This window comes from Planctopirus sp. SH287 (assembly GCF_056500625.1).
The window spans coordinates 3,986,025-4,008,023 of record NZ_CM151403.1 but is presented as its reverse complement, the minus strand read 5'-3'; the positions used below and the strand labels follow the sequence as shown (position 1 = coordinate 4,008,023).

Sequence of the window (21,999 nt, the reverse complement as noted above, 5' to 3'; positions counted from 1 at the left end):
TGTGAGTGCACAAGTGATTTATGGAAAACAGTTTACGGCGTCATGACCACTGTTCGCACTTCAAACATTGGCAGCAGATTTGTCATGCGCAGCACTTCCTGAATGTCTTCACTCGGGTTGTACAACTCGACACGATCGACTTGTTTGCGAAGTGTGGTGAGCAGACCGAGCATGCCGCTGGGCATTAATTTCACTCCACTGCAATCAAAAGCAAGTACCGAACAGGTGTTCTCGGCCAGTAGTTTCGCCAGCTGTTCCCGGTAAGCCGCAATGCAGACTTCGTCGGGAACATCCTGTCCACCGAAACCAACGACGGTCAGTGGGCCAGTCTGATAAACCTGTAGCACTTCATTGCGATAGCTGGTCTGTCCGCACCCCTTGTTGGGACTGCAGGCGGTGTCACCATCGTCAAAGAAACCTTCCGCTCGTGATCCTTGAGAAAACGAACTTTCAAAACCAGAAACAGACGCCATGGGAGTCCCCTCAAAAAAGTAAATGGGGAAAAACAGGCCATTCGTGGCCAAGCAAGAAACAAAGCGGCCCAATCAGGCCAACGGAAAACGAGAAAGGGAAATGAAAAAGCTTGTCGCTAATGTAACCACATCGGGGGGAAGAGATTTGAGATGAGATAAAGCCCGCCGGTTACCGGATCAAAACGCCCGTTATCGTGACACTCCCGCTCTTGGCATGCAAGGGGTGTTTCATTGATTGAGGATCTTCCAATCAATTTGGCGAACTCCTGGTCGACAAAATCAAAAGCCAGAAAATGATCAAATCTGGCAATTCAGTGTCAGCCATTGTTGGTTCGTGGTCTGTCATGCTTGAAAAGTGGGGACTTCAGATAAATCCCATGTCCGAGAACGCACGACGTAACATGCCATCAAGCCAAGAGATAAGGCCAGGGCATGGCACTAACGCAGGTTTTTGGGTGGCTTGCGGCCAGTGATTTTGTACACATACGCCAGTATCTCGGCAAAGACAGCGTACAGGTCACTGGGGATCGGGTCGCCGACTCGTACGAGCTTGAAGAGTGCCCGGGCAACCGGCTTGCGCTCGATGATCGGCACGCCGTTTTCCGTCGCCAGCCGACGAATCTGGGCGGCCAGTTCACCGGCCCCTTTCGCAACAACAATCGGAGCGGGCATCGTCGCGACATCATATTTAATCGCCACTGCAATTTCCGTGGGATTCGTCACCACCACATCGGCGGTTTTCACAGCCTGAAGCTCACGTCCCTGACTCAGTTTGCGATGCGCTTCCCGCCGGCGCATCCGAGTGAGCGGGTCGCCATCCATTTCCTTATGTTCGTCGCGAACCTCCTGCTTGCTCATCTTCAGGTCTTGTTCGTATTTCCACCATTGGAACCCAAAATCAGCAGCGGCTGCCACGAAAATGGCCATCGCCATCCAGAAGATCAGGGAGACAAGTTCACTTCCCGCCAGAATCGCCACCATCGAAAGAGGCTGATAAGCGATGGCAGCAAATCGATGCAATCCGTCATAAACAAAATAGGCCGCAACACTTCCGAGCAGGATCAGTTTTGCAAGACTGGCACCCAACCGGGCCGCAGAGCTAATGGAAAAGAGTCGCTGAATACCGGCCAGCGGATTGATTCGTTCAAACTTTGGTTCCAGTACCTGCGGCGAAAACAGAAACCCAACCTGCATCACATTGATGGCGATGGCCGAAAGAGCCAACAAGGCCAGGATCGGCGCGATTTGCCAGCCCGCGACACCCGCTTCAGCCCACGCGCGATCCACGAGATCATTGCGGTCGAATTGAACCCAGGGGTCAGCAGACAGACTGCCTCGCATCAGACGAGCCAGATATTCTGCCACTGCTCGTCCATAAAACCACAACACACCGGCTGACCCCAGCATCAGCGCGGCGGCCGTGAGATCCTGACTTTTAACGACATTCCCCCGCTCGCGGGCTTCACTGCGCCGCCGCTCGGTGGGATCTTCTGTTTTGTCTCCGGAATCATCTTCAGCCATGACGTCTGTCTCGAGGATCTGCCGCCAGCATCATGCCAGACGACAGGGAACTGCGCGAAGATCAGTTCCTGTTGAGATCAATGAGGATGTCACAACGCAGGAGTTGATGGCGATTCGTTCTGCTTTTGGTCATGCTGACCTGGGAAAAATTCCTTTTTGAAAATGGGAAGCAACAGATGAATCCTGAGCCTTGGGTTCCTGTCAAACTCTGTCAGGTTGTCTCAGAGGGAGAAGCCTTACTGGTCATTGCGATGCTCGAAGCCGAAGGAATCAAGGCCAGGGCTGTGGGAGGATTCATTGCCGGGTTTCGTGCTGAAGCCCCTGCCAATGTTGAAGTGCTCGTTGATGAACAAGATCATCCCCAGGCAATTCAGTTACTGACCACCCATCAAAAACAGATCGAGACGATTGACTGGGATCGGATCGATGTGGGTGAACCACTCGATTAGGCACCGACAGATCTTGTCATTTCCCGGTGATTTCCTCAGCGTGATTTCATCTCTCATGCCACCTTTGTGAAGGACAGTATGATCTCTCCCTCACGTCGCCGGCTTCACTACAGATGTTGGCTTCACAACAGATGTCGCCACCAGACACAATGATGACGCCGCGAGTCAACGATTTGCATCAATTGTCGATTCTGTAGAGAATTCGCCTGGGGTGTGAATGCTCTCGGAAAAATCATTGAGTCATAAATCACTGTTGCACCCCTGTCCCCCGAGAAAACATCGCATGGATGACGTCTTTACGAAGGGAGTCGAATTGTGGCAGGCTCTCATGGCATTGGTTCTGGCGATTCTTCCTCTCCTGGCGACCGCTTTGCCCTGGGTTGTCTGGGGAGCCTTCTGTTTCACCTGCATTGACTGGCAGATTTCACGCCGCTTCCTGAATGCCCAAACGCTATTGGCCTGGCTGCTGCTCTTCCTCTTTGTCAGCGCGGCGATGGCAGCAACTCAGGGATCAGGTTCGTCTCTGGTTGATGCGACTTCAGTTGATATGACCCCGAAAGAGATGGGATCTGGCGGCCCGTGGCGATTGGCAGCCTGGACAGCTGCCATGATTCAATTGACGCTGATCCTGAGCGTGGCGATTGCAGCAGGAACTCTGCAACTCGTGATAGGGTGGCAACTTCCCAGACTCTTATCAACAGCCGACGTCTCTCCTCATGAATTGCCTCCAGGGACAACTCACTGAAATCAACTGACATTAAAAGCTCGGCCATTTCCATCGATTGGCACAGCACCTCGTCAGATTCTTCCTTCCTGATTTTTAGAGATCGACAGAAAGATCGACATGACATCAGACGCCAGGCGAAATGAAGCCCATCCAGAAATGCGGATTGAGCATGACCTGATCGGCCCCAGAGAAGTCCCCGCCAATGTCTATTATGGCGTGCAAACGGTGCGAGCCATCGAGAACTTCAGCATCTCGGGCGTCCCCATTAACCATTATCCCCACCTGATTCGGGCGCTGGCAATGGTGAAGCTGGCCTGTGCTCGTGCCAACTTTGATGTGCAGAAACTCCCCGCAGAAATTCTGACCGGCATTGAGCGCGCCTGCCGGGATCTCATGGAAGGAAAGCACCATGACCAGTTCGTACTGGATGTGCTGCAAGGCGGGGCGGGCACCTCAACCAACATGAATGCCAATGAGGTCATCGCCAATATCGCTCTGGAGCATATGGGGCATAGCAAGGGCGAGTACCGATTTTGTGACCCGCATGACCATGTCAACAAGTCACAATCGACCAATGATGTCTATCCTTCGGCTTTGCATCTGGCGCTGTTACTTGGGAATACCGATCTGATTTCTGAATTCCGCAAGTTGATCGATTCTATTCGTATGAAGGCCGACGAGTTTTCCGAAATTATCAAAATGGGCCGCACTCAACTTCAGGATGCGGTTCCCATGACCTTGGGGCAGGAGTTCCTGGGCTGGGCTAACAGTCTTGAAGACGAACTGGATGCCCTTCAGTTTGTCGAGCAGGTGCTTCATGAAGTCAATCTGGGCGGGACAGCCATCGGCACAGGCTTAAATGCCCCTCGTGGCTATTCGCAGAAAGCCGCCGAACATCTGGCTGAAATCTCCCAGAAACCGATGCACCTGGCAAGAAACCTCGTCGAAGCCACACAGGACACTCAGGCTTTTGTGCTCTATTCGTCGACACTCAAGAGTCTGGCAATCAAACTGTCAAAGATCTGCAACGACATGCGTCTGCTCTCATCCGGCCCGCGCACGGGAATCAACGAAATCAACCTGCCTGCGTTGCAGCCTGGCTCAACCATCATGCCTGGCAAAGTTAATCCGGTCATGCCGGAAGTCGTCAATATGGTCTGTTTCCGAGTCATTGGCAGTGACTTAACCGTCACGATGGCTTCTGAAGCCGGGCAATTACAACTCAATGTGATGGAACCTGTCATTGCAGCCTGTTTGCTCGAAGCCCAGACACTTTTCATCAACGCGGCCCGTTCACTCCGCGTTTTCTGCGTCGATGGCATTACCGCCAACCGGGATGTCTGTCAGCGTTATATCGAACAAAGCATCGGAGTCGTGACGGCTCTCAATCCTCTTCTGGGGTACGAAAAAGCCACCGTTCTGGCAGCCGAGGCGATGAGAACCGGCAAGGGGATCGTCCAGCTCGTTCGCGAACAGCAATTGCTGACCGAGGAACAGATTTCGCAGGTGTTGAACCCGGCTCATATGACGGGACGATCGTCCCATCGTGAATAGGATTCCTGCCGGTTCGCTTCTCAGAGCGTTAACGGTTTGAAATGATCGTTATCGAACGAACATTTCAAAGACTTCTCGAAGAATATTTCCGCATGAAGATCATCGAAGCGAGCCAACTGTCCAAGTCTTACCGTGTATTTCGCAAGAAGGACGGGCTGCTGGGATCTCTCAAGAGCCTGTTCCATCGTGAATATAAAACGGTGGAGGCTGTGCGCGATGTCAGTTTTTCCATCGACAAAGGGGAAATGGTTGCGTTTCTCGGTGCCAATGGTGCGGGAAAGACCACAACTCTCAAACTTCTCTCAGGGTTGATTCACCCCACTTCGGGAGAGGCCACCGTTCTGGGGCATATCCCCTGGAAGCGGGAAAACGCTTATCGGCGACGCTTTTCGCTCGTGATGGGACAAAAGAATCAGCTCTGGTGGGATCTCCCTGCGATCGAATCGTTTCGTCTTCATCAGGAGATTTATCGCATTGAAGGGGCCGTCTATCAACGACGTCTCGATGAACTGACGTCGCTACTTGAAGTGAGGCCCTTGATCACGCAAGCTGTACGGGAACTGTCATTGGGCGAGCGCATGCGGATGGAATTGATCGCCGCTCTGCTGCACGCTCCCGAAGTCTTGTTACTCGACGAACCCACGATTGGCCTGGATGTTGTCTCGCAGCGACGAGTGCAGGAGTTCCTGAAGCATTACCAGCAGACTCAGCAAATCACTGTCATTCTCACCAGCCACTATATGAAAGATGTGCAGGCGCTTTGCAAACGCGCCATCATCATCAGCGGTGGCACCCTCCGTTATGATGGCCCGCTGGGGGAACTCGTTGAAAAATTCAGCCAGTACAAGCTACTCTCTTTGCAATTTGCCGGGGATTTTGATGTCGCCGAAATGGCCAGCTATGGCCGAGTGATCGAACACGCTCCCCCTCGGGTCAAGCTGGAAGTTCCCCGTTATAATCTGCCGGAGCTTCTGTCGAAGTTGCTGGCGAAATACACGATCGATGATCTGGAAGTTCAAGAACGTCCTTTAGAAGACGTCATCGCTGAAGTTTTTATTGAAGCCAAAGCGGCCGGGCAAAGGAGCAGCGACCAGATCTAATGGTGTTTCAATTCTGGTTTGACAGGTTAAGCAGTAGGTGATGAGCAGGCCAGCGAGCCTGCGGACGAACTCAACAACCTGTCAGCACAGAGTGGTCGTACCATCTAGCCCACTGGTCGGCCCCGACTGGCGGTGAGTCCTGATAATTCGATCTGAACCTCCACGGACGTTTCTCATGCGAATCGGTATTTACGGCGGTACGTTCAACCCGATTCATCTGGCACATTTAGTTCTGGCGGAAAGTTGCCGCGAACAAATGAATCTGGATGAAGTCTGGCTGTTGCCGGCTGCACAACCCCCTCACAAACCAGGACAGATCATCCTGGATGCGAAGCACCGCATTCAAATGCTGAAGCTTGCCATCGCAGGGATGCCCAACTTCCGCGTGGAATTGATCGAGATTCAGCGGGGCGATGTCTCTTACACCGTTGACACCTTGCGTGCTTTACGAGAAAAGCACCCGGAGCACGAATTCTTTCTCCTCATGGGGGCCGATTCGCTGAAAGCATTGCACACCTGGAAAGATCCGGCAGCTCTTTTTGAACTGTCGACTGTCGTGGCCGTCAATCGTAGCCGAACAGCCTCTCCAGAACCGGACGACCTGACCGAACTGTTGCCACTGGTCGACATTAACGTTCTCAAGGCGATTCAATACGTTTCGATGCCAGGGATTGATCTCTCCGCGAGCGATTTAAGGGAACGCGTCGCTGAGGGGAAAAGCATTCGTTTTCTGCTTCCCCGCGCTGTTGAGGCGTACATCACGGCCAATCGTTGCTATCAGTCTTCATAAACCGGCGGACTGGGAAAATGTCGCCCACAAGTGAACTTTTTGCCACAATTAAGGCCGAATTGCCGAAACTTGTTGCTAACAACAAAGTTCCTTGTAAGGGTCAGCGAATCTCCGGTTAGACTGAGATGACAGGTTCAAGTCGCTGTTTTCAAAGGAAATCGTTGCTGAGCCTGATCGATTGCCCTGTTCCTGACCGCCGCCATTGCGAGTCAGTCACCTCCCGCCTTCTGCCAGACACCGGTGATGCCCTCCATGACAGCTTCCAGCACGCCCATCATTGAGACTCTTCCTGTTCTTTCGGCGCCCGCTTCACCGCTGCCAATTGCCGATGCCCCGAACTGTGACGATTCGTCGCCAGAAATTGCCAAGGCGCAGGCCACAGAAGTCGGCAGTTATTTTATCTCTAATTACCCGCCGTTTTCGCTTTGGAACTCGGAGAATCTGCCGCGTCTTCAAAAAGCGATGGAAGCTCCGCCATCGAACGATGTGCCATTGGGACTTTACCTGCATATTCCGTTTTGCCGTAAACGGTGCAAGTTCTGTTATTTCCGGGTCTATACGAATCAGAACGCCAAGGCCATTGAGCAGTATGTTGAAGCGTTGGCCCATGAAGTGGAACTGGTGAGCCAGCTTCCGTCGATTCGTGGCCGTAAGCTGAAGTTTGTTTATTTTGGTGGTGGTACTCCCTCTTATCTCAGCTCGAAGCAACTGCGATTTTTACGCGACAAACTCAGTGCCTATATCAGCTGGGACGACGCAGAAGAAGTCACGTTTGAATGCGAGCCAGGCACCCTGCATGAAGACAAAGTGGCCACGCTCAAAGAGATCGGCGTGACACGTGTTTCTTTGGGAGTCGAGAACTTCGAGAATACGCTGCTGGAAGAAAATGGCCGTGCCCATAAAGCTCCCGAGGTTTACAAAGCCTACGAGTGGATCAAAAACGCCGGCTTCCCGCAGGTCAATATCGACCTGATCGCCGGCATGATTGGCGAAACCGACGCCAACTGGCTACGTAACATCGAAGAGGCCCGGAAGTTCTCGGCTCAGAACGTCACTATCTATCAGATGGAACTGCCGTTCAACACGATCATTTCCAAAGAAATGAAAGAGCGGGGAATGGAATCGCCCGTCGCCGACTGGGCGACCAAGCGTCGCTGGGTCAGCGAAGCGATGGATGCTCTCATCGCCGATGGCTATCACATTTCCAGTGGCAATGAACTGGTGAAAAACCCTCAAGCCGATCGATTCATTTATCGGGATAATGTCTGGCGAGGCTGTGATCTTCTGGCCATTGGTGTCTCATCGTTTGGCCACCTGCAAGGGGTTCACTATCAGAATCTCGATCGTATTGAAGATTACCTGGCGACGGTGGAACGGGGTGAGCTTCCTGTTAACCGGGCCTTGGAACCATCGGCTCATCAGCGGTTAATTCGGGAATGGATTCTCCAGATGAAAGAAGGCCATATTGACGCGAAGCCTTTCATCGAAAAGTTTGGTGTCGATCCGCTGGTGGAGTTTGCCGACGCACTGGCTAATCAAGCTGCCAAGGGGTATCTCGAGATCGAGGGGACGACCGTCAAGTTGAGCCGTAAAGGACTGCTACAGGTCGACAGCCTGCTACCGGAATATTTTGAACCTGAGCATCGGGCAGTCCGCTATACCTGATGCCATCGACTCACTGGCGTATTTCATGGCGTGAGACGAGGGAGGGGTGAAGTAAAATCCCGGAAGCCCGTTCGATCCGTCAAACTCTCTCATCACGTGTCAATCACCATCAATTGCGGGATGATCGGCCTTCACGATGAATGCACTGCACGCTCTGGAGTCCCTGACCGCCAAGTTTCCCTCAGTGGCTCCCTTCTTTTTGAAGGCTGTTCATCAGCCTCAATTGCTCACCCCTGAGCCTTACGCCGGGCTGCTGGTGCACAATGAGCATATGACTGTGGCCATGGAGACGTACCATCATGCCTCGGTCAATGTCAACGTGCTCGACAGGTCGTTGGATGGGGACATTCTCTATCGCAAGATTATCCTGCGAAGCAGTGAGACCAATGCGGTCGTGCAGTTTGGTCTGGTTCGCTTTGATCTCAGAACCGTCTCGCAAACTGTTCGGGATGAGATCATGGCAGAAAAGACGCCATTGGGGCGCATTCTCATCAATCACAATCTGTTGCGTCAGGTCGATCTCGGTGCAATCCTCGAACTGACCCTGGGGCAGGAACTGGCAGATTTGATGCAGGTCCCGGTGGGCACCACGACATTTGGACGCCTGGCAACACTTTTCTGTGACCACCAGCCCGCCGTCGATCTGCTGGAAGTCTCCCGTCCACTCCATTCAGACAACGCCATGGATTAAGACACAACAACAGAACCCATAGGTGCTGACGCTTATACTGACTCGCTATCACCCAACCTCATCCTTCTAAATGGCGAAGAGCAACGCATCGTCATAGGCGATGCGTTGCTCTTGATGAAGGAGATCGTGTTGCTTTTGGTGAGAGGCTGTCGATTGCTATCAGAAACACGGAAGACTAAATACCCCTCACCCCGGCCCTCTTCCGCAAACGGGAGAGGGAGCTGACTCGGACTGGCGATTAGACCACTTTCGTGATACCGGGGGTCGCAATCGGATAGACGCCGTTGCTGTCGGGTTTGACAGGCATGTCAGCATCCCAGGAGAGTTCTTTCGGGAAGAGGCTGATCTCGGAGTTAATCGCATCGTTCCAGTCGATGACTTTCCCCGAGTAGGTCGCCATGCGCCCCAGAATCGAAGTCATGGTGCTGTAAGCGCCGTTGTCAGCTTCGTTGTATTCCAGGCCATTCTTGATGGCTTTGAGCAGATCGTCGTGCTCGACAACATAAGGGTTAGGCTTTGGCCCCTTATAACGCCAGTCGTTTCCAGTACCGGTGATGCTGCCCGCAGGATTGGAATTTCCTTTGGAACCATGGACAAATTCAGAAACCTGGTTCCAGGTGTTCGGGATATGGCGGCACTGTGAATAGGTGCGTGAACCGTCCTTGTACTCGAATTCGACAGCATGGTGATCGTAGATTTCACCATATCGCTTATCAACGCGAACCTGTCGGCCGCCCATGCCGTTGGCGCGAATGGGGTATTCGCCCTTGACCCAATTGCAGACATCGAGGTTATGAATGTGCTGCTCGACGATGTGATCGCCGCACAGCCAGTTGTAGTAGTACCAATTGCGCAGTTGGTACTCCATTTCGCTCTTGGCGTTTTCTCGCTTGAGAGGTGGTTCCCACACGCCGGCGCTGTTCCAGTAAGCCCGCATGGCGACGACGTTGCCGATCTCGCCATCTTTAATACGCTTGATGGTTTCGAGGTAACCGACATCATGATGACGCTGCAAACCACAGCCGACTCGCAGGTTCTTTTCCTTGGCAAGCTTGCTGGCCGCCAGCACCTGACGCACACCGGGGGCATCAGTGGCCACCGGCTTTTCCATGAAGATGTGTTTACCGGCATTGACGGCGTACTCAAACTGCTGAGGACGGAAGCCGGGAGGCGTCGCGAGAATGACCAGATCCACGCCGCTATCGATCACCTTCTTGAAGGCGTCGAAGCCATGGAAGACCTTTTCGGGAGCCACATCAACCTTGTTGCCTTTTTCACCCAGGCCACCCTTGATGCTGCCCACAGCCCGGTTGGCGCGGTCTTCAAAGACGTCGCCGACAGCGACCAGCTTCACGTTGTGATCTGTCGATAAAGCATCGCGGGCGGCCCCAGTTCCACGACCACCTGAACCCACCAGACCGATTCGGATCACGTCATCGCCTTGTGCATAAGCACGCGAGGCCAGCCCGACCTGAGCGGCGAGAATGGCACCACCGGCCAATCCACTGGTTGCCAGAAAATCCCGACGCGAAGTATTCACGTGATCCATTACCGTCTCCTCGGAAGTTCATCGAGTGCAGAGAGAATGCCATCGTTGATCACAAGCAGGGCAATAGCGCACAGGAGCCTCGAGACCCCTGAAAGCTTGTGCTCATTTTGCGTCACACGACACATCAATAGTCGAGCATGCTTTGCCACCAAAGGCAAGCCATAGTGCCAGCGAAATCCTGGCCATCACCATTTTGGAGAGCACATTTCCGATGAACTGATTCTCACCGGAAATGTGCGTTATCCGCGATTGTTCTTAAACGATTACGTGATCGAACAAGAAATCATCAATTATTTCTTGAGAATCCAGATGTTTTGGAAGTGAACCTTGTCGCCGTGATTCTGGAGGAAAATAGCGCCAGGTTTTTGATCCTTCTGGCCACCGCCAGGAGTGGGCTTGAGATCCAGATTCTCATGAATCACCACGCCATTGTGTTTGACGGTTGTGCGGGCAGGAGCCGTCACGTTTCCTTGATCATCAAATTTCGCACTGACGAAATCGACGTCATAGGTCTGCCAGGTCAGCGGCGGCAGGCACATATTAATGCGGGGCTTGGAGTTGATATAGATCCCGCCGCACTCATTGTCAGCGCCATCAAGGCCAAATGAATCGAGAATTTGCGTTTCATACTGATCACCCAGATACATGCCACTATTACCACGAGCCTGACCACGTGCGTAAGGCATAAATGGCGAGCGAAATTCCAGATGCAGCGTGTAGTCTTCAAACTTATCCTTGGTGCGGGTTCCTACATTCAGAAGATTATCTTCTGTCTTGGTCGCATTCACCCAATGATCAGTGTTGGAGCCATCAAACAGAACAATGGCACCCTGGGGGGCAGCGGCTCCCAGAGTCGGTGACTGGCGTTTCACTTTAGGGAGATCAACCGACTTCGTGCCGTAGCGAATGATCGTATGACCGTTTTCGATGACAGCCTCATAATCACTGCCCGAAAGCAGCGTCTTGCCATCTTTGGTCGAGCCAGTGAGCTTGAACTTTTCTGTCTTGCCTTCAAAGCCTGCGCCAGGAAGGCCTCCCTGGTAAAGCACACCACGGAACTTGGCATCGCCATCGGCGATCACCTGAAATCCCCAGCCCTCTGTCGCATATTCGCCTTGAATCTCAAAATCTTTGCCAGCATCCGCGCCATTGAGATAGGCCGTCTTGGGATTTGTCTTTTCCTGAGCGTGGGCCGTTTCTGCAGCGAAACCGAAACAGGTCAAGGCCAACGCCGTGGTTGCGAGTGAGTAAGTGGCCAGAGAACGCAATAGCATCGTGAAGGTTCCTCAGAGATCGTTCTGCGTGGATCGCGACATCGCTTGATGAATTCAATGTTCAGTCTCAGCGAGTGACGAGATACCAGCTTATCCGTTTATCTGTGGAGATGTCACGCATCGATTATGATTCATGTCAAATGGCGCGTTCAAAAAATCCGACAACGAGAAGACTCCGAGAGCGGTTTTTCCCGCTGGACTCGTAGCACGAATGATCGATGCCTCGCTCTCCAGCAAACGTGAATGATGATTCCGCCACGACAAAAAACGTCAGGCCACTGGCTCGGTCAGCTGCACGGGAAAGAAGACTTTCAAATGGCTGCTTGAGTTCAGGTCATAGCGTTCAAATCGCACGCTATCCAACAATTGAATCTGGGGGATGCCTTTCAACCACTGGCTGAAAGCCTGATACTCCTCGGCTGTCAGAATCTCCACATCCAGCGCCTTTGGAATGGCTGTGGCGGGGGGGGCGTTTTCGTCAGGAATGTCTCGTTCAAAGACAATATACAGGCCGGCAGCCGCTGGCCACTTGCCCATTCCTCCAGGCGTTGGCGTTTCGCGATCGACTTCGGCCCCGATCATGAACATGGGAGATGTGACCAGAGACTCTTCACTGGCGACAGGCGGTGAAGATGTTCTTGCCAGACAAATCACACGATCAGTCTGCTGGCCAGGGATCCGACGAAGCAACTGCTTTGCGGCAAACTCACCCCATGCCTTCCGGGTTTGAAGTGTCTGCTCGGCAACTTCATCAGGTAAGGCCAGAGCGTATCCCATGAGCCATACGGTCGGCAGCCGCGTTAATTGCCACCGGCCATGGAATTCTGGATCGAGGGAGCTTGTATAATCCCCGCTAAGATCCGGAAGCTGTGCGGAGTCCAGAAATTCTTCGTCGAGTAATTCGGAAGACGAATTATCCACGGTCACAGGCTTGGAATCAGACGGACGTTTCATGAGGCAACTCTTCGCGGAGATTTCTGTGCCGTGTCACGCTACTACTGGAGCTTAAATTCTCAATTGACAGCTTAAGCAGTGGGTGATGAGCAAGCCAGCGAGCCTGCGGACAAGTTCAACAACCTGTCGGGACAGAGTGGTCGTAACACTACTGAGGACGGGCACTTTCCAGCAGATCGTCCGATTGCGATGCCGTTCGATCTGGCCGAGCCTGGGGAATAAACAGCGGAGCCTCCCCGCCATCGGTGTCTTGTTGCTCCATCCCACCTTCCCGGAAACCGTCGGCCGAACGACGATCGTAAGTTCGCGACGGGAACTCCGGGGCATTCCGGTCAACATTGCGGTCGTTATTTGGGGAGGAATTGGCTGAGCCACCAAACGCATCATTCCAACCGGGAGCCGACTGTTCAGCAGCAGTCTCTCCGGGGGGTGACGATGAGGCCCGTTGCATCGTTCGATCAGTAGCCTGCCGAATCGCTGCCCGGGCCTGCAGGGTGTCTTCCTGTATCTTCTGCTTGTTGACTTCAAGCCGAACGTCCAGCTTGCCATCGGCGTGGCGTTCGCTGGTCGTTACGGCAAACCACTGCCGGTAAAAGCCGACAACAGCCAGAAGAACAACGCCAATCAGCACAAATTGAACCAAGCCCTTCATCATCAGGCTCCTTAATTTCTTTTTTTTGATCAGCGCTCGCCGAAATCATCATTTCAAAAATGGCGAGCATCGCTGAAGGAAAAACACCCTGCCCAAGCCTGTGACAGGTTGGCTCGTGGCTTATTGATCGTCATCACTGACAGGCCAGGCTCAGGGGCAACTCGCCATGAAAGACGAACCCACGCAATTCGCGCTCCATAACCCCTTCAATCACTCAGTCGCGCCAAGTGATCGGCACAATCTGCGCAAGAATTGAAACATGGCCGGATCACAGGCACTCAGGACAAGCAACTACCGGTCTGCGGGAGGGCACGCTGCGCGATCGCCAGACAATCCTCACTGATGCCGGAAAACTCAGGTTCCCAAGGAGGCCGGCGATTTGTCGAAGCATTTCCGGCTGGAGAACTTAACCACAATTCCGGCAGCAGCCCTTCAACAGGATTTCAGTCACGCTGCCGATTTTTGACCAGATCTCTTTGTTGAACTTGGGAAGCTCATCGCCATGCAGGCAAGTGACTTGTCCACAATTCACGCAGACAAAATGGGGATGTTGATCGCGATGAGGATTCTCAAGATCGTTAAGCTCAAATCGCCAGACATGATCCCCAAGCTCACTGCGGGTCACGAGTCCCGCATCGACCAGATCTGTCAGATTGCGAAAGACGGTGGCCTTATCGAATCCTGTGGGCACAAGATCCTCCGCCACTTCAGCATGAGTGACAGGGGAATTGGCCTGTTGAAGCCGACGGATGACGGCAATTCGCGCGGCCGTCGTCCGTAAATTGGCTTTACCAAGAACCTTGCGAATCTCGATGACCGAGCCCGCGTCTGTTTCAGGTTCTTTCGACATAAGCCGCCCAGCAGAATGTTGCCTATCAAAATCCCCGCAATCAATTGCAGAGTTATGCAACTATAGATCGATTAGCCCGTGGCCGCAACTTTGAGCGCTATGCCAGCTTTTTGGCGTTTGCGGCCGCTTTCTCAGCAAGAGCGCGCTCGGCCAGCCCTTCGGCAGAGATCAGTTCTACCAGATCCTGTGCTAACTGATCCATTTCAATCACCAGTGAGTCCACCCGGCCAGCGAAATACATGTACATGATCAACGCCGGAATTGCGATAATCAGTCCTGCTGCTGTTGTTAAAAGGGCCAGTCCGATCCCGGCCGCCAGATCTTCCGTACGCCCCATGGCCTGCTTGGCTGCGATGGTGTTGAAACTGACGATCATCCCCACCACTGTTCCCAGCAAGCCAATCAGCGGAGCCACAGTCGCTGCACCATTGAGAATGCGAATGTGTTTACGTAACAGACTGGTCTGACGTTCGCCGCCATCAATGATCGATTGCTCCATTTCGACACTGGGCTTCCCCCACTTTTTGACGCCATGAGCAAAAACGTCAGCGATCGGACTGCCATTATCTTCACACAATTGAAACGCCGTTTTAGGATCGAGGTTCCCTTCCTGAAGATGATCAAAGAAGCGTTTAACGAACGGCTTGGGAATCACACGACTGCGGCGTAACACCACCAGACGTTCAATCGTGACCCATAACACGATGATCGAAGTCAATCCCAGGGGATAGACAAAGATGCCCAACCCCTTCAAGACTTCTGTGGGGGATTCCGGAATATTGGTCATCTTCAGGGAAGAGTCATCTGGTGCCGCCCCCGAGGAATTGACCGGCACGGTATCACCTGGCACCTGAGTCACGCCCGGCCCCTGAGCCACAACCGGGCGGCTCACGACACCGATTGTCACAATTCCCAAGAGTGCCGCAATCGCGGCTAAACGCCACCAAGGAGCCTGGATTGAACGATTTTTGTGACGGATTTCCATAACCATCCCTGCCCCATCAGCCCGTTTTCAATCGGCGCACTGCGACGGAAGTCGTGCCGTCACTTGATTCTATCGACTCTTACCGATCAATCGGAGAGAGCTTTTCCTATTTTCCCGCCAACCCGATTCGCCAGTTTCGATCTTTGCGAAAATCCGTTTCCAACGTAAAAGACACATCATCAACGAAGGGCGATTGTCTCAAAAAAACTTTTAATATTCTCTCGGGAAGTCACTTGGACAAAGTCCGGAAGCTGTGTCACCGCTTTGTTTTATCGTTTCCTGATGGTGATATCTCCCCGGTAGATGCTGGCTGTACGAATCATGCCGCGAACTGACCATTCAATCCCTTCAGTAACACCTCTCCTCTGGTGGCCTGAAGCCGTCATGCTGCTGGCCATCGGGATGGTTCTGTTGTCTGTGGGGCTTCCAGCAATTCTTTCGGCACGGGAAAGCCAGCGGAAGCTCCTATGCCATAGCAGGTTGGAAAGGTTAGGCGTCGCCCTTTTCAGTCATGAAGCCACCCATGAGTCACTCCCTCCCGGCGTGCTGTGGGGGCGATTTCAATACGATGCACCACGCACCAATTACTATGCCCATCTGCTCCCGCTTCTGGGACAAACGGGATTGGCACCTGTGGCTGGTGTCAGTTGGTGTTCAAAGGAGAACGCAGCCATCACATCACAACCTCAACCGGAATTGCTTTGTCCTTCCGATGGTTGGGGTGGCTCGCTGAAAGACAATTTGCGATGCGGGCCACATGCCGTGACCAACTATATGGCCTGTTTTGGCCGTACGATGGCCGATGTGCTCCCCAGTCGCGGGCCGTTTTTCGCCAATTCTGGCTTAAAGCCTGGCACGGTGAAGAAAGGGCGGGCTTCCTTATTGCTGATGGCGGAATACATTTCTGGCACGCCCACTGACCTGCGCGGCGGGTTATGGGGTGATGAAGCGGGGATGAGCCTTTTATTCACAGGCTTACCGCCAAACAGCTCTCAGGCCGATTTGCTCTATCCCAATCCCCGATTGTGTGACCCGGCCAATCCTGTGCACAACAACCCCGCAGCGAACATGCCCTGTGCGATGGGAGATGGTTTTCTGCAAGACACTGTGGCAGCTCGCAGTCGGCATCACGGTGGTGTGAATGTGCTCTTTGCCGATGGACGGATTCAATTTGTCTCTAACACCATCGACCCAGCACTGTGGAGTGATTTTGGACTGGCTGCACCGGATCAATTCATGATCGGGCACGATGACGAAGCCAAGCCCGGGCCGCATTTCCTGCAATCGAACGTTCAAACATCGGCGCCGATACTTCCCACGCTCCTCACGGAGTTTCAGGAATGAAACGCGACTGTCGGAGCGAAAAAGCGAGAACATTTCTCGCGAGAACATTTCTCACAGGGCCGATTTTGATCGCAGGCTGGATGCTCGCCACGATCCCCATGAGTTCTTATCTGATCGAAGCCAAAAACCTTTTCGCTTCTGAGGTCGTAACCACCCTCACTTCAGAAAAGCCGACATATTACCGTGACATTGCTCCGATCGTTGAAAAGCACTGTGCCGAGTGCCATCGCGATGGTGGGATCGGGCCGTTCTCGCTCCAGAAATTTTCTCAGATCCGCCCATTAGCCCGCACCATGCAGCAGGTCATCGCAGATCACACCATGCCGCCGTGGCCACCTTCAGATCGTGGCCTGGAATTTCAGGGAGCACGCCGACTTTCCTTGCCAGAGAAAGAGTTGTTCTCACAATGGATCAGGAACGGCATGCCGGCTGGTGACGCCCCTGAAGACTCAAGAACTCTCTCCGATCCATCGCCAGATTCTTCAAGAGGAGCCGATCTGGGTGAACCCGATCTGGTTGTGGAAATGCCCACGGCATTTGAGGTCCCCGCTGATGGTGATGACATCTACCTTTATGTCCCGTTGCCAACGGGTTGGACAACTGACCGCTGGATTCGAGCCGTGGAATTTGTGCCGGGAGTGGCTGCGGCTGTGCATCATGCCAGCTTTATGGCTGACAACTCGGGGACAGCCCGTGCGCTGGATCAAGAAACGCCGGAGTTGGGATACCGCCGCTTTGGTGGCAGTGGTTTTTCCCCTTCCAGCACCTTGGGAGGCTGGGCACCCGGAGCCAGACCCGTCGCCTTCCCGACAGGTGTAGCCCGCAAGGTCAAAGCTCACGCGGATCTGGTTTTACAACTGCACTATCACCCTACGGGGCGTGTCGAACGAGACCAGTCAAAGCTCAAGATCTACTTCGCCAAAGAACCTGTCACACATCAGGTCATCGAACTTCCCGTCGCCAATTTTAATCTGCAAATCCCGGCGAATGCAAAATCGCATGTGCACGTGGCCGAATACCTTTTGCCAGTCGATGTGAAGGTCTATGGGATTGCTCCCCATGCCCATTTAATTGCCAGCCGTGTGGAAGTGGAGGCCGTCGATTTTGAAACCGGGACGAGCACACTGCTGGAAATTCCCCGGTGGAACATGAATTGGCAGCAGGTCTACCTTCCTGTCCAACCCCTCGCTTTGCGAGGTGGGACAAAGCTGCGAGTCACGTTTACTTACGATAATTCATCGGACAACCTGCGAAATCCGTCTTCCCCACCCCGAGATGTCGCCTGGGGCGAACAGACAGTCGATGAAATGGGCGTGGCCTTCTTCGACGTGACGACAGAAACGAGTGAGCAGCTCAAATTTCTGCAATGGCATTCTGAAATCCGTCTCAGCGAATCAGGCCATGAAGCCGCCAAGGCTCGCCGCTGACAGACATTCCATCAACAAGTGAAAGTCATCTGCCAGCTAGAAAACATCACCCGCTGTTCCTGCATCATTGGGGAAATGCAGGAAAGCGGGTGAGAAAATTCACGATGAATCGGGCCAGCGAATGAATCAAGCGCCCCAGGAGTCAAAGACGCGAACGCGCTTCCAGCTGGGCTTGTTCTCAGCAATGAACTCCAGATGCAGCGGGGCGGTCTGGTAGACGTCATGATCAGCCTTGGTCGCGAAGGCGACACATAGCGCGACCTGGAAGTCTCGCTGGTTGACGGGACGATCCAGCTCTTCCACCAACCCGCCAGCAGCAAAGTAGACCACGCCGGGGTGATCCTTCAGGTACTTGTGACAGGCTGCCACCAGTTTCTGGGTGTTCTCGGGAGTTGGCTCGTTCAATTCAAAGTAGACGACATGAACCAGAGGCGGCATGGTCATTCTCGTTTCATTTCACGAAGGTGCGGATCAGGTTTTCAGAATTCCGAGTGATACCATCCATGTAAAACAGTGGCGATTCATCGAGGCCAGATATTGTCCTCAGCGTCAAAAGTTCTTAACTGCTGTGAACTGTCTGCACCATCGTCCAGAGCCAGGTCGGCACAAAGAAGAGCGTGATTAACAGAGCCGTGCACGCAACCGAGGCAATGATCGGTGCCGGGGCATGAGAGCCGTGATGTTCGTCGAGTGGATCGCGGAGGTACATGGCTCCAACAACACGCAGGTAATACCACGAGCCAATCGCAGCGTTGATGACCATGAACAGGGCCAGCCAGCGATTCGAGACATCTCCCTGTGCCCAGGCTGCGAAGAAGAGGTTCAGCTTTGCCAGAAAGCCAGCGGTCGGGGGCATCCCCGCCAGACTGAACATAAACACCATGAGCATAAGTGCCAGACCGGGACGCACCCGGTGCAACCCTGCCAGCTGATCCAACGTTTCCAGAGGCTTGTTATCACGCTCGGCAGCAATCAGCACCGCGAACGCACCAATTGTCATGACGCCATAGACTGCGAGATAAAACAGCAGCGCTTCAATCCCATCTGGCGTGGAAGTCGTGTGATGCCCAACGATCAGGCCGACCATCATGTATCCCACATGGGCCACACCCGAGTAAGCCAGCATTCGTCGGAGATCGTTCTGAAGAATCCCGAGAAAGTTCCCCACAAACATCGTGATCACAGAAAGCCACCACAGCATCGGCAGCATGACATCTGCCAGAAGCAGACCGGGTGGTGCATCGACCACGGGTTCCAGCAGACGGATCAAAGCGATAAAGCCCGCCAGCTTGGGAACAAACGACAACAGCGCAGCACCACTGACAGATGCTCCCTGAAACACATCAGGAGCATAGAAGTGAAACGGAACCGCTGTCAGTCGGAAGGCCAGACCACAGACGATAAACACCATCCCCAGAATCGCCAGAACGGGTGTCTTGTTGCTATGGGACAGCGCTTCCTGAATGGCGGGCAGATCGGTGGTGCCAGCCATGCCGTAAATCATGCTGAAGCCGTAAAGCAGGATCGCCGACGAAAAAACGCTCAGCAGAAAATACTTAATCCCCGCTTCCTGCGTCGCGGCATCTTTCCGTGGCAGAAAGAGGAACAGATACGTTGGAATACTGATCAGTTCCAGCGCCAGGAACAATGTCGTCAGGTCGTTGGCGAGTGCCACCAGATTGACGCCGGCGGTAATCGCCAGCAGGCAAGCATGACTTTCCGCCGCCTTGCCATCTTCAATTTGCGACCAGTTCACCAGCACCAGGAGCGAAGCGGCAATCAACATTACGCCGCGAACGTACCAGACCAGGTTGTCGTGTCGGAACGGCCCGGTCGTGACGACTTCAGTTGAACCTGTCCACCACAAGTAGAGCGCGGTTGCCAGCGAGAAGATCGCAATCCCGCCCCAGCGATGACGCAGGCCAGGCAAGGCCCGCCCGGTGGGAGTCACCAGGAACGGCCCGATCAAAAAGTTCACGCACACTGTCCCCAGCAACACCAGTTCGGGAATCACCCGGCTGGCTGCACTGGTGATGGAGGAGATCATGGCGGCATCAGGCTGGCTCATGGACGCCCTCCTGTCTGATCAATGCGGGGAGTCGCCGCTTGTGGCATGGCTGTTTCAAATCTTTGTTCGGGATGGCCGATGGTTGCGGCAGGAAGAGTTCGTGAAGTCTCAGGAATTCCCGAGATCACGGGAGCATCAATGGTTGCGCTCGCCATCGTGATGGCGGGGGGACTCACATTCGATGTCGAGTCAGCCAGCATCTCATCCGGCGACTGGTAGAGGTCGGCCAACGCCTGAACTTCCGGTGCCACCAGTTCCAGCAGTGTTTGCGGGAAGAGACCAAGCCACAGGCAGATGAAGGCCAGAGGAACAATCGCCAGCCCTTCACGAACGGTGAGATCCGGAACATGGCTGAAATCCCCGGGTGGTTCACGAAGTGGGCCAAACAGACCCACCTGCACCATACGAAGAAGATACCAGGCACTGAGAACCACGCCCGTCGTCCCGATAACCGCATAGACGGCACTGACCTGGAACATTCCCAACAGCGACAGAATTTCACCGATGAAGCCGTTCAAGCCAGGAAGGCCGATACTGGCAAAGCTGACGAACACCAAGAAGGCCGACAGAACCGGCAGCCGATTGGCCAACCCACCAATGTCTGTCAGGGATCGTGTGTGATATCGCTCGTGAATCATCCCCACCAGCATGAACAGTGCCCCGGTCGAAAGACCGTGGTTAATCATCATGGCAATACCGCCACTTAAGCCTTCAGGGTTCAGGGCAAACAACCCCAGCATGCAGACACCCAGGTGAGCGATTGAACTGTAAGCCACCATGCGCTTGATGTCGGTCTGCTGATAAGCACAAAGAGAGCCATAAATCACACCAATCACCGCCAGCAGTGCGATGAGGGGTTGTCCCAGCATCAGGCTGGCATCGGGAAGCATGGGAATGGCAATTCGCAGGAAGCCGTAGCAGCCCAGCTTCAAAAGCACACCCGCCAAATCGACCGAACCAGCCGTCGGAGCTTCCACGTGAACCAGTGGCAGCCAGGTATGGAACGGAAACATCGGCACCTTGATGAGAAAGCCCGTGGCAATCAGGCAGAAGAGAATCGTCTGCATTTCAATAGGCATCGGGTTATCGACCAGAGCACGCGACATATCTGGCAATGAGAACGGCGTGCTGATGCCAGTGAGCGTCTGAGTTTCCACAACTAGCGAGACCAACCCGAGCAGCATGACCAGACTGCCAGCCAGTGTATAGATAAAGAACTTGGCAGCGGCATAACGTCGCTTTGGCCCCCCCCAGACACCAATCGTCAGGAAGAGCGGCAACAGCGTGAACTCAAAGAATGCGTAAAACAGGATCAGGTCATAGGCGAGGAATACGCCGATAAGTCCTGCTTCGAGAATCAGAATGCCAGCATAAAACTCGGCCGGGCGTTCACGAATTTCACTCCACGAAACCAGAATTGCAGAGACGCACAGAACCGTGGTCAACAGGATCATGGCCAGACCGAGGCCATCCAGTCCCAGATAAAATTCCAGATTGAGATAGTCAGCCGATTTCGGGGACGTTGTTCGGGCCGGAGCCGTACTCAGCACATCACCTGGAGCAGAAACAGCCGCGGGGGAGAGATCTGTTTCCGGTGTTTGACCGCGTACGACATTGTCTGCGGTTTCATCGTCCCTTGTCAGCTCAGTGACATTGGCAGGTGTGAAGACTGTTTTGGAGAGCGTCAGCCAGCTTTGCCGCCACTCCCAGCGCGTTGTGACAGGCCCTTCTTGCAGAGGCCGATCGGGCAATTGAGCCGCCACTCCCCACGAGAGGAGCATTGTCCCGAAGGTAGCCGCTAATGCAAAGCCGCGTGCTCGGGCCGCAGTCGCCCGCGCGTCGAGCACCAGCATCAGCACGGCGGCTAATGCCGGGAGCAAGAGCATGGCGAAGACCAGCGTCGTCATATCCAACTCACCTTCAACC

General features: G+C 53.9%; 20 protein-coding genes. 9 read left to right on the top strand and 11 right to left on the bottom strand.

From position 1 onward, the window contains the following. Positions 1 to 32: 32 nt before the first annotated feature. Together SH287x_RS14835 and SH287x_RS14830 are read right to left on the bottom strand one after the other, a co-directional pair. The gene (locus tag SH287x_RS14835; RefSeq protein ID WP_479515131.1) at positions 33 to 473 is read right to left on the bottom strand and encodes an STAS domain-containing protein; all 441 of its coding nucleotides are present in this window, start codon (positions 471 to 473) and stop codon (positions 33 to 35) included. Between the two features lie 438 nt (positions 474 to 911). After that, entirely contained in the window at positions 912 to 1,994 is a 1,083-nt protein-coding gene (locus SH287x_RS14830) for an EscU/YscU/HrcU family type III secretion system export apparatus switch protein (RefSeq protein WP_479515130.1), read from the bottom strand. A gap of 176 nt (positions 1,995 to 2,170) precedes the next feature. On the opposite strand from SH287x_RS14830, the gene SH287x_RS14825 reads away from it, so the two are divergent. The 7 genes from SH287x_RS14825 (at position 2,171) to SH287x_RS14795 (ending at position 8,970) form a co-directional block, all read left to right on the top strand. After that, complete coding sequence (locus SH287x_RS14825) at positions 2,171 to 2,443, top strand: hypothetical protein (protein ID WP_479515129.1); 273 nt, start codon at positions 2,171 to 2,173, stop codon at positions 2,441 to 2,443. 283 nt (positions 2,444 to 2,726) lie between these two features. Next, positions 2,727 to 3,188, top strand: a complete 462-nt coding sequence (locus tag SH287x_RS14820; RefSeq protein ID WP_479515128.1) for a hypothetical protein — start codon at positions 2,727 to 2,729, stop codon at positions 3,186 to 3,188. Positions 3,189 to 3,287: 99 nt separating this feature from the next. Then, positions 3,288 to 4,724 carry an aspartate ammonia-lyase gene (locus tag SH287x_RS14815; RefSeq protein ID WP_479515127.1) on the top strand — a complete coding sequence of 479 codons (1,437 nt, stop codon included), beginning with the start codon at positions 3,288 to 3,290 and terminating at the stop codon, positions 4,722 to 4,724. Between the two features lie 92 nt (positions 4,725 to 4,816). Continuing rightward, complete coding sequence (locus tag SH287x_RS14810; RefSeq protein WP_479515126.1) at positions 4,817 to 5,824, top strand: ABC transporter ATP-binding protein; 1,008 nt, start codon at positions 4,817 to 4,819, stop codon at positions 5,822 to 5,824. A 175-nt stretch (positions 5,825 to 5,999) separates the two neighbouring features. Continuing rightward, positions 6,000 to 6,614, top strand: a complete 615-nt coding sequence (gene nadD, locus SH287x_RS14805) for a nicotinate-nucleotide adenylyltransferase (protein ID WP_479515125.1) — start codon at positions 6,000 to 6,002, stop codon at positions 6,612 to 6,614. A 252-nt stretch (positions 6,615 to 6,866) separates the two neighbouring features. Then, positions 6,867 to 8,279, top strand: a complete 1,413-nt coding sequence (locus SH287x_RS14800; RefSeq protein WP_479515124.1) for a coproporphyrinogen-III oxidase family protein — start codon at positions 6,867 to 6,869, stop codon at positions 8,277 to 8,279. 136 nt (positions 8,280 to 8,415) lie between these two features. After that, the gene (locus SH287x_RS14795) at positions 8,416 to 8,970 is read left to right on the top strand and encodes a hypothetical protein (RefSeq protein WP_479515123.1); all 555 of its coding nucleotides are present in this window, start codon (positions 8,416 to 8,418) and stop codon (positions 8,968 to 8,970) included. Between the two features lie 238 nt (positions 8,971 to 9,208). On the opposite strand, the gene SH287x_RS14790 is transcribed toward SH287x_RS14795, so the two are convergent. The 6 genes from SH287x_RS14790 to SH287x_RS14765 all read right to left on the bottom strand — a co-directional run bounded on the left by SH287x_RS14790 (position 9,209) and on the right by SH287x_RS14765 (position 15,234). Then, positions 9,209 to 10,519, bottom strand: coding sequence for a Gfo/Idh/MocA family protein (locus SH287x_RS14790; RefSeq protein ID WP_479515122.1), 1,311 nt, complete (start codon positions 10,517 to 10,519; stop codon positions 9,209 to 9,211). Between the two features lie 290 nt (positions 10,520 to 10,809). Further along, complete coding sequence (locus SH287x_RS14785) at positions 10,810 to 11,793, bottom strand: 3-keto-disaccharide hydrolase (RefSeq protein ID WP_479515121.1); 984 nt, start codon at positions 11,791 to 11,793, stop codon at positions 10,810 to 10,812. Between the two features lie 270 nt (positions 11,794 to 12,063). After that, positions 12,064 to 12,747 (bottom strand): hypothetical protein, encoded by a 684-nt coding sequence (locus SH287x_RS14780; RefSeq protein ID WP_479515120.1) that lies wholly within the window; start codon positions 12,745 to 12,747, stop codon positions 12,064 to 12,066. Positions 12,748 to 12,895: 148 nt separating this feature from the next. Beyond that, positions 12,896 to 13,402 (bottom strand): hypothetical protein, encoded by a 507-nt coding sequence (locus SH287x_RS14775; RefSeq protein ID WP_479515119.1) that lies wholly within the window; start codon positions 13,400 to 13,402, stop codon positions 12,896 to 12,898. Between the two features lie 403 nt (positions 13,403 to 13,805). Next, positions 13,806 to 14,249, bottom strand: a complete 444-nt coding sequence (locus tag SH287x_RS14770; protein WP_479515118.1) for a Fur family transcriptional regulator — start codon at positions 14,247 to 14,249, stop codon at positions 13,806 to 13,808. A 97-nt stretch (positions 14,250 to 14,346) separates the two neighbouring features. Further along, positions 14,347 to 15,234 carry a MotA/TolQ/ExbB proton channel family protein gene (locus tag SH287x_RS14765; protein WP_479515117.1) on the bottom strand — a complete coding sequence of 296 codons (888 nt, stop codon included), beginning with the start codon at positions 15,232 to 15,234 and terminating at the stop codon, positions 14,347 to 14,349. 321 nt (positions 15,235 to 15,555) lie between these two features. On the opposite strand from SH287x_RS14765, the gene SH287x_RS14760 reads away from it, so the two are divergent. Together SH287x_RS14760 and SH287x_RS14755 are read left to right on the top strand one after the other, a co-directional pair. After that, positions 15,556 to 16,578: a DUF1559 family PulG-like putative transporter gene (locus tag SH287x_RS14760; protein ID WP_479515116.1), complete on the top strand. Its 1,023-nt coding sequence runs from the start codon at positions 15,556 to 15,558 to the stop codon at positions 16,576 to 16,578. After that, complete coding sequence (locus tag SH287x_RS14755; RefSeq protein ID WP_479515115.1) at positions 16,575 to 18,005, top strand: hypothetical protein; 1,431 nt, start codon at positions 16,575 to 16,577, stop codon at positions 18,003 to 18,005. The genes SH287x_RS14760 and SH287x_RS14755 overlap by 4 nt, the downstream gene beginning before the upstream one ends. 126 nt (positions 18,006 to 18,131) lie before the next feature. Here SH287x_RS14755 and SH287x_RS14750 read toward each other — a convergent pair whose 3' ends face one another. From SH287x_RS14750 to SH287x_RS14740, 3 genes are all read right to left on the bottom strand, one after another. Beyond that, positions 18,132 to 18,449, bottom strand: coding sequence for a Dabb family protein (locus tag SH287x_RS14750; protein WP_479515114.1), 318 nt, complete (start codon positions 18,447 to 18,449; stop codon positions 18,132 to 18,134). Positions 18,450 to 18,564: 115 nt separating this feature from the next. Beyond that, positions 18,565 to 20,073 carry an NADH-quinone oxidoreductase subunit N gene (locus SH287x_RS14745; RefSeq protein ID WP_479515113.1) on the bottom strand — a complete coding sequence of 503 codons (1,509 nt, stop codon included), beginning with the start codon at positions 20,071 to 20,073 and terminating at the stop codon, positions 18,565 to 18,567. After that, entirely contained in the window at positions 20,070 to 21,980 is a 1,911-nt protein-coding gene (locus SH287x_RS14740) for a complex I subunit 4 family protein (protein WP_479515111.1), read from the bottom strand. Before SH287x_RS14740 ends, SH287x_RS14745 begins: the two co-directional genes overlap by 4 nt. Positions 21,981 to 21,999: the final 19 nt, after the last annotated feature.

Coding starts and splice junctions, on each gene's coding strand:
- SH287x_RS14740 (WP_479515111.1), bottom strand. CDS start 21,980: ATGACGACGCTGGTCTTCGCCATGCTCTTGCTCCCGGCATTAGCCGCC.
- SH287x_RS14835 (WP_479515131.1), bottom strand. CDS start 473: ATGGCGTCTGTTTCTGGTTTTGAAAGTTCGTTTTCTCAAGGATCACGA.
- nadD (WP_479515125.1), top strand. CDS start 6,000: ATGCGAATCGGTATTTACGGCGGTACGTTCAACCCGATTCATCTGGCA.
- SH287x_RS14780 (WP_479515120.1), bottom strand. CDS start 12,747: ATGAAACGTCCGTCTGATTCCAAGCCTGTGACCGTGGATAATTCGTCT.
- SH287x_RS14760 (WP_479515116.1), top strand. CDS start 15,556: ATGCCGCGAACTGACCATTCAATCCCTTCAGTAACACCTCTCCTCTGG.
- SH287x_RS14790 (WP_479515122.1), bottom strand. CDS start 10,519: ATGGATCACGTGAATACTTCGCGTCGGGATTTTCTGGCAACCAGTGGA.
- SH287x_RS14815 (WP_479515127.1), top strand. CDS start 3,288: ATGACATCAGACGCCAGGCGAAATGAAGCCCATCCAGAAATGCGGATT.
- SH287x_RS14810 (WP_479515126.1), top strand. CDS start 4,817: ATGAAGATCATCGAAGCGAGCCAACTGTCCAAGTCTTACCGTGTATTT.
- SH287x_RS14745 (WP_479515113.1), bottom strand. CDS start 20,073: ATGAGCCAGCCTGATGCCGCCATGATCTCCTCCATCACCAGTGCAGCC.
- SH287x_RS14775 (WP_479515119.1), bottom strand. CDS start 13,402: ATGATGAAGGGCTTGGTTCAATTTGTGCTGATTGGCGTTGTTCTTCTG.
- SH287x_RS14765 (WP_479515117.1), bottom strand. CDS start 15,234: ATGGAAATCCGTCACAAAAATCGTTCAATCCAGGCTCCTTGGTGGCGT.
- SH287x_RS14785 (WP_479515121.1), bottom strand. CDS start 11,793: ATGCTATTGCGTTCTCTGGCCACTTACTCACTCGCAACCACGGCGTTG.
- SH287x_RS14750 (WP_479515114.1), bottom strand. CDS start 18,449: ATGACCATGCCGCCTCTGGTTCATGTCGTCTACTTTGAATTGAACGAG.
- SH287x_RS14825 (WP_479515129.1), top strand. CDS start 2,171: ATGAATCCTGAGCCTTGGGTTCCTGTCAAACTCTGTCAGGTTGTCTCA.
- SH287x_RS14795 (WP_479515123.1), top strand. CDS start 8,416: ATGAATGCACTGCACGCTCTGGAGTCCCTGACCGCCAAGTTTCCCTCA.
- SH287x_RS14830 (WP_479515130.1), bottom strand. CDS start 1,994: ATGGCTGAAGATGATTCCGGAGACAAAACAGAAGATCCCACCGAGCGG.
- SH287x_RS14770 (WP_479515118.1), bottom strand. CDS start 14,249: ATGTCGAAAGAACCTGAAACAGACGCGGGCTCGGTCATCGAGATTCGC.
- SH287x_RS14820 (WP_479515128.1), top strand. CDS start 2,727: ATGGATGACGTCTTTACGAAGGGAGTCGAATTGTGGCAGGCTCTCATG.
- SH287x_RS14755 (WP_479515115.1), top strand. CDS start 16,575: ATGAAACGCGACTGTCGGAGCGAAAAAGCGAGAACATTTCTCGCGAGA.
- SH287x_RS14800 (WP_479515124.1), top strand. CDS start 6,867: ATGACAGCTTCCAGCACGCCCATCATTGAGACTCTTCCTGTTCTTTCG.